Source organism: Streptomyces sp. NPDC054834 (genome assembly GCF_053611185.1).
In genome coordinates this window covers 124,498-131,053 of sequence record NZ_JBSGZV010000027.1, presented here as the reverse complement: position 1 = coordinate 131,053, position 6,556 = coordinate 124,498, and the positions used below count along the sequence as shown (strand labels likewise).

Sequence of the window (6,556 nt, the reverse complement as noted above, 5' to 3'; positions counted from 1 at the left end):
ACATACAGGCGCACGGGGCCTCCGTGGTTGTGGCCGACCGGCTTGTCCTGCATCTTCAGGGCGACCAGGACATCGCTGCGGCGTGCCTGGTCGAGGGTCAGGCTCTCGGTGTACGCCCCGTCGAAGCAGGTGAAGCGGACCGCGCCGGCGGGATCAGCTGCCGGGGACGGTGTCCTCGAACGTGGTGCCCGCGCTGCGGTACGCCGTCACCTTGGCGGCGACCTGCGCCGGAGTGAGGACCTGGTCCTTGACGTGCAGGACGTAGTCGACCTGCTCGTCGTACGCCCGCGCGGTGGAGCTGGTCAGGCCGCCGAAGTCGATCAGCCACTGGTTGAAGTTGATCGACATCGGCCGTTCCGGCAGGTACGCGGAGTCGTGCGTGCCGAACAGCTGTCCGTCGATGTAGTACTTGATGGAGCTGTTGTCGATGGTCAGCACCAGGTCGTGCCAGCCGTTGTAGCTCTGCCGGCCCTCGGTGTGCTGGTTGACCGCCACCCACGGATCGGGCTGGTACGTCTCCCAGGACGTCGTGTAGAGGATGTTCGAGGACTCGCCCCAGCCGCCGTTGGGCAGGTACTCGAAGTCGTACTCGGAGTAGTCGTCCGCCATCGGCGCGGTGAGGTCGTTGATGGTGAAGAACGTCTGGACGAGGTGGTCGCCGTCCGGGCCGTACTCGGGCGCGTCTTTGAACTTGACCCGGGCCGCGTAGGTGCCGTTCTTGAACTTCCGCGCGTTGGTGAAGACCTCGGTCTGCCTGGTGCTCTCGCCGGTGCCCGCGGTCGAGGTCTCCAGGTTCATGACGGAGTTGCCGCTGGTGCCGTCGAAGGTGACGTTCCCGGGCGCCCAGGTGGCGCCGGACACACCGGGGCCGCCGGAGGTGGAGCGCACGTTCCAGCCGTGCGCCGAGATCTTCGGGTCGTTGTAGGCGCTGTAGTTGAAGTCGTCGAACAGCGTGGCGCCGGTGGCCGGAGGATCGGTCGGCGGGTCGGTGGGCGGGTCCGTCGGGTCGTTGCCCGCGGGGGCTTGGCCCCACAGGGTGGTGCCGGACAGCTGCGCCGTGACCTTGGACCAGTCGGCGTACGAGGTCTGGGAGGCGCCGAAGGAGTAGTCGTCACTCTGGTTCAGCGACTGCCACGTCGACTGGTAGAAGCGCAGCTGCATGTCACCGGTGTCGGCGCCCGGAGCGAGCGAGCCGGCACCGGAGGTGAAGCCGATCTCCAGGTAACGGTCGGCCGTGGCTGTCGGGTTGGCGAGCGTGCCGAAGGTGCCCGTGACGTTGGCACAGCCCTTGACGGCCCAGGAGCAGGCGAAGCGGTAGGTCGCGCTCGCCGAGTCGGCCTTGAAGTAGTAGCGGATCTTGACGTTCGCCAGCTGTACGGTCGTGGCGCCGGTGTTCTTCACCTTGAACCAGGGCTCGGCCTGGTCGGCACTGGCTCCCGTGGCGCTCGTGCGGTACTGGACGCTCAGTCCGTCGGCGGCAGCGTTCGCGGTGGACGGGAGTGCGGTGAGCGCGGCGGCGCCCATGGCCACCGCGACGGCGGCGGACGCGGTGGCGCGCAGCCGGTACTTGGCGAATCGCATCGTGGTTCCTTTCCAGAAAGGTGGGGGGGATTCCCGGAATCGGACGGGTCAGTGGTGGCGCTGGACGCCGAGCGCGTCGAGTCGGGCGGTGTGCTCGTCGAGGCGGGAGCGGAAGTCGGCCCAGTCGGTGGCACCGCTCCAGGCGCGGTCGGCGAGGGCGCACAGCCGGGGGTAGGTGAGGTACTCGATGTGGGCGGGCGTCGTGACGAACTCGGTCCACAGCTGGGCCTGGGTGCCGAGCACCCGCCCGGCCACGTCCGGTTCGGCGTCCTCGGGCACGGGGTCGTGGGCGTGGGCGGCGCGCAGGTCGACGACGGTTCCGGGCTGGGCCGGCGGCTCGCTCGGGTCGTCGGACTGGGCGTAGTCGAGGTAGGTGGCCCGGTGGTACGCGCTGACCACGGGATGGCCGCGGCGGGCCGCCGTCAGGGTGTGCGCCGAGTCGCGCCAGGTCATCACCGTGAAGTCGAGGGGCAGTTCGGCGCCGGTCTCGGCCCAGCCGACCGGGCGGCGGCCACGCCGGACGAGGAACTCGCCGATCTGTCCGAGGAACCAGCCGTGCAGGGCCTCGGGGTTCGGCAGTCCCTCGGCCACCGCCCGTTCGCGTGCGGCGGCACTGTGCGTCCACTCGGTGGTGGGGCACTCCTCGCCGCCGACGTGGATGTACGGCGAGGGGAAGACGTCCATGACCTCGTCGAGGACGTTGCGGCAGAAGTCGAGGACCTCGTCGTGGACACCGAGGACGGTGTCGCACACGCCCCAGCGCGTCCAGACGTCGAGGCTGCGCTCAGGTTGGTTGCCCAGTCCGGGGTAGGCGGCGAGGGCCGCGCGTACGTGCCCGGGCATCTCGATCTCCGGCATGACGGTGACGCCGCGAGCGGCCGCGTACCGGACCAGGCCGGTGAGTTCGGCCCGCGTGTACGCCCCGCCGTGCGGGATGCCGTCGAACTCGCCGCTGCCGGCCGGGCCCTTCTGCGACTCCGTGCGGTAGCCGCCGATCTCGGTGAGCTTGGGCCGGGCCGTGACCGGCATGCGCCAGCCCTGGTCGTCGGTGAGGTGCAGATGGAACACGCTGATCTTGTGCAGGGCCAACAGGTCGACGTACCGGCGCAGATAGGAGACGGGCTGGAAGTGGCGGGCCACGTCCAGCATCGCGCCGCGCCAGGGGTGACGCGGGTGGTCGGTGATCTCGGAGCAGGGCAGCTGCCACGGCGTATCGCCCTGCGGAGTCTCCGACAGAGCCTGCGGGGGCAGGAGTTGACGGATCGTCTGGATGCCCCGCAGCAGGCCGGTGAGGTGCGCGGCGCGCAGCAGCACGGCGCACGGAGCGATCGTGAGTACGTATCCCTCGGTGCCCAGGGTGCCGAGGCTGGAGTCGATCGCCAGCTTCAACTGCCCGCCCGGGGACGGTCGCAGGGCCAGTCCGGTGGCGGGGGCGAGCAGGGTGCGCAGCAGCTCCGCGGCCTGTTCGGTCCCTGCGCCGATGTGCAGCGCGGTCTCGGCGTCGAGCGTGAAGTACCCCGGCCGCAGCACGGTCTTGGCGGGGCGGGGGACGAGGGTGAGGACGGATCGATGTGCGGGCATGGATCGTCTCCGGAAGCGGGGTCGCGTAAGCGGGGTCGCGTGGGGGTGGAGTGGAGTGGAGTGGGGGTCGTGCGGAGGTCAGCCCTTGACCGCACCGGCCGCGAAGCCGGAGGTGACATGGCGCTGGAGCAGCAGGAACACCACCAGCGCCGGGGCGGCGAAGAGGGTCGAGGCGGCCATGGTGGCGCCCCAGTCGGTGCCGAAGACGTTCTGGAACGAGGACAGCCACACGGGCAGGGTGCGGTTGTCCTGCTGCTTGATGATCAGGAAGTTGGCGTACGCGAACTCGTTCCAGGCGGTGATGTAGCCGAACAGCGAGGTGGCCATCAACCCCGGCGCCAGCAGCGGGAACGCCACGTGCCGGAACGCGCCGAGCCGGGTGCAGCCGTCGACCTGGGCGGATTCCTCCAGCTCCGGGGGGATCGTGCCGATGAAACCGCGCAGCACGATGACGGTGAAGGGCAGTGTCATCATGAAGTAGACGAGGGTCAGGGTCGGCAGCCGGTCGAGCATGTCGGTGTCCCGGGAGATGATGTACACCGGGATGATCAGCGACTCCCAGGGCGCCATCTGCGCGATGAACACCATGAGCATGAACTGCCGGCGCCCCCTCCACTTCATCCGGGCGACCGCGTAGGCGGCACCGAGCGCGATGACGAGGGCGAGCAGGACGGCGGTCAGCGTGACGAGGATGCTGTTGCGCCAGAACAGGCCGAAGCCGGCGGCGCCGACGGCGGTGCGGAAGTGGTCGAGCGTCCAACTCGCCGGAATGATCCGGGGGTTGTCGGACTGGATGTCGCGCGTCGGGGTGAACGCGGTGGCGACCATCCAGTACACCGGGAACAGGCAGACCACGACCGTGACGACGGCGGCGGCGTTCAGGGGCAGGCGGCGGACGCGGGGCCGGGTCGTGCTCATGCGAGCTCGTCCTCCTGGCGGAACATCTGGCGGAAGTAGAAGACGAGCACGCCCGACATCAGCACGACGGTGACCATGGAGGCCGCCGAGCCGAGGTCGTAGCGCTGGCTCGACAGGGCGGTCTGCACCGCGTACACGGGCAGGATCGTGGTGGCGTCGCCGGGACCGCCGTTGGTCATCACCCAGATCTGGACGAACGCCTTGAAGGTCCAGATCACTTCGAGGGAGAACACCAGCAGGAAGATCGGGCGGACGATCGGGAGGGTGATGGAGCGGAAGATCCGCGGCCCCGACGCCCCGTCGAGCCGCGCCGACTCGTACAGCTCGGTGGGGACGGTGGTGAGGGCCGAGTACAGCGTGATCGCCGCGAACGGCACGGACTGCCACACCACGAGGACGACCACGATGGCGAAGGCGGCCGGGCCGTGCGCGAACCAGGGGTAGCGCTGGAAGGAGTCGAAGCCCAGGCCGGTCAGGACCGCGTTGACGATGCCGAACTCCGAGTGGAACAGCCACTGGAAGACGGTGGTCGCCGCGACGACGGGCATCGCCCAGGTCAGCACGAGCGCGCTGAGGACGGCGGTCCTGCCGAACCGGCCGAGCCGCTCGATCATCAGCGCCACCAGGGTGGACAGCACCATGATCAGGACGACGTTGACCGCCATGAACAGGAAGGTGCGGCGCACCACCTCCCAGAAGCGGTCGTCGCCGAGCAGCGTCTCGTAGTTCTTGAGTCCGACGAACCGCGCGTCGCCGACGATGAGTTGGCGCAGGCCGAAGGCCTGGAGCGAGATCACCACGGCGCGGATCAGGGGATAGACGAGCAGGTAGAGCGTGCCGAGGACGGCGGGCGCGATCAGGACGTACGGCCAGATCCCGCGACCGCCTGACTGCGACGGCCGGCGCGGCCCGGAGCCGGTGGAGCGCCGGGACGGCCGGGTGTTGAGTGGGGGACGGGGCGCGGTCTGCTCTCGGACGGCCGACACGGCACTCCTCCTTCCCGTGCGTCGACGGTTCAGGAGCCGGAGTTCATCGCCGCGGTGATGGCGTCGGAGGCCTTGGTGGCTTCCTTCTGCACGTCACCCCCGGTGAGAACGGCGGTCAGGTAGTCCTTGATCGGGTTCTTGGCCTCGACCGCGGCCCAGCCGGGGGTGTTGGGCGTCGCGTGGCCCTCGGTGGCGCCGACCGCCATGGCCGCGGCGCCCGGGTCGGAGGCGACCGCGGAGGCCAGGGTGGTCTTGTTCGGGACGTAGCTCATGGCGAGCGCGAGCTTCTTCTGCCAGGTGTCGCCGGTGAGTTCCTTGATGAAGGTGTAGGCCGCTTCCTGCTTCGTGGAGGCCGTCGGAATGACGAGGTCGGAGCCGCCGGTGAAGACCGCGCCGGGCTTGTCGGCGGTCTTGCCCGGGATCGGGAAGAAGGCGAGCTTGCCCTTCAGCGCGGGGTTGTTCTGGATGACGACGTTCGCGCCGCCGGGTGTCGCGATGACCTGGGCGACCTTCCCCTTGGCCATCACGTCCGCCTGCGGGGGATTGGCCTCGTCGGAGTCCTTGGGACCCCGGCCGAGGGCCTGGAGTTGCCTGTAGAAGTCCATGCCGCGGATCGCCTCGGGGGTGTCCAGCGCGCCCTTCCACTTGCCGCCGGACTCGGTCGCGAGGTCACCCCCCTCGTCCCAGACGAAGCCCGAGAGCGCGTACCAGTTCTGGCCGGGCAGATAAATCCCCTGCGTACCACCGGAGTCGAGCTTCTCGGTGGCGTTGATCCACTGGCCGCGGGTCTTGATGGCGGACGCGTCGACGCCCGCCTTCTTGAACAGGTCGGTGCGGTAGATGACGACGCGGTTGGCGGCGTAGTAGGGGATGCCGTACTGCTTGCCCTCGTAGGCGCCCGGCTCGGCGAGGCCCTTCAGCCAGTCCTTGCCCCCGAGATCGTCGACCTTGTCGCTGAGGTCGAGCAGCCCCCCGCTCTGTGCGAACTGGGCGACCTGGGTGTTGCCGGTCTCGATGACGTCGGGTGCGTCGTTGCTGGCGAGGGCGGCCGTGACCTTCTCGCCGATCCCGTCCCACTCCTGGATCTGCACTTTGACCTTGATGTCGGGGTGGGCGGTCTCGAAGCCCTTGACGAAGTCGCTCTGGAACCGGGCCGAGACGCTGTCGCGCATCAGCCACACGTCGATGGTGGTGGTCCCGCCGGAGCTGTCGTCGGAGGCATCGGAGGAGCTACTGCAGGCACTGAGCCCGGCCGTCATCAGGAGCGCGGACACACCGGCAAACAAGCGGAGCTTCACGGTTCACCTCTGGAGGACATGACCTGACCACCTGACCAGTGAAGTCCACTGGACAGCTCACCTCTTGATGTGGGGAAGAAGGTGGCATAGACCAATTGTGGCGTCAACCCCTTGGGTGAAGAAGGGGTGTGAGGCGCAGGTCGACCGGTACCTGGATGGTCATTTCTCGAGGATGGTTACACTTCCCCCGCC

5 protein-coding genes and 1 pseudogene are annotated in these 6,556 nt (G+C 68.9%); all 6 read right to left on the bottom strand.

The genetic code is table 11. The features are described 5' to 3' along the window. Positions 1 to 149 (bottom strand): annotated as a pseudogene (locus tag ACWGJM_RS30795) (molybdopterin-dependent oxidoreductase); the annotation flags it as partial. Positions 150 to 153: 4 nt separating this feature from the next. Continuing rightward, positions 154 to 1,581: a cellulose binding domain-containing protein gene (locus ACWGJM_RS30790; RefSeq protein ID WP_453415002.1), complete on the bottom strand. Its 1,428-nt coding sequence runs from the start codon at positions 1,579 to 1,581 to the stop codon at positions 154 to 156. 48 nt (positions 1,582 to 1,629) lie between these two features. Continuing rightward, entirely contained in the window at positions 1,630 to 3,162 is a 1,533-nt protein-coding gene (locus tag ACWGJM_RS30785) for a beta-N-acetylhexosaminidase (RefSeq protein WP_453415001.1), read from the bottom strand. A 78-nt stretch (positions 3,163 to 3,240) separates the two neighbouring features. Further along, positions 3,241 to 4,080, bottom strand: coding sequence for a carbohydrate ABC transporter permease (locus ACWGJM_RS30780; RefSeq protein WP_453415000.1), 840 nt, complete (start codon positions 4,078 to 4,080; stop codon positions 3,241 to 3,243). Continuing rightward, entirely contained in the window at positions 4,077 to 5,066 is a 990-nt protein-coding gene (locus ACWGJM_RS30775) for a carbohydrate ABC transporter permease (RefSeq protein WP_453414999.1), read from the bottom strand. Before ACWGJM_RS30775 ends, ACWGJM_RS30780 begins: the two co-directional genes overlap by 4 nt. Before the next feature lie 29 nt (positions 5,067 to 5,095). Continuing rightward, positions 5,096 to 6,364 (bottom strand): extracellular solute-binding protein, encoded by a 1,269-nt coding sequence (locus ACWGJM_RS30770; protein WP_453414998.1) that lies wholly within the window; start codon positions 6,362 to 6,364, stop codon positions 5,096 to 5,098. Positions 6,365 to 6,556 lie beyond the last annotated feature (192 nt).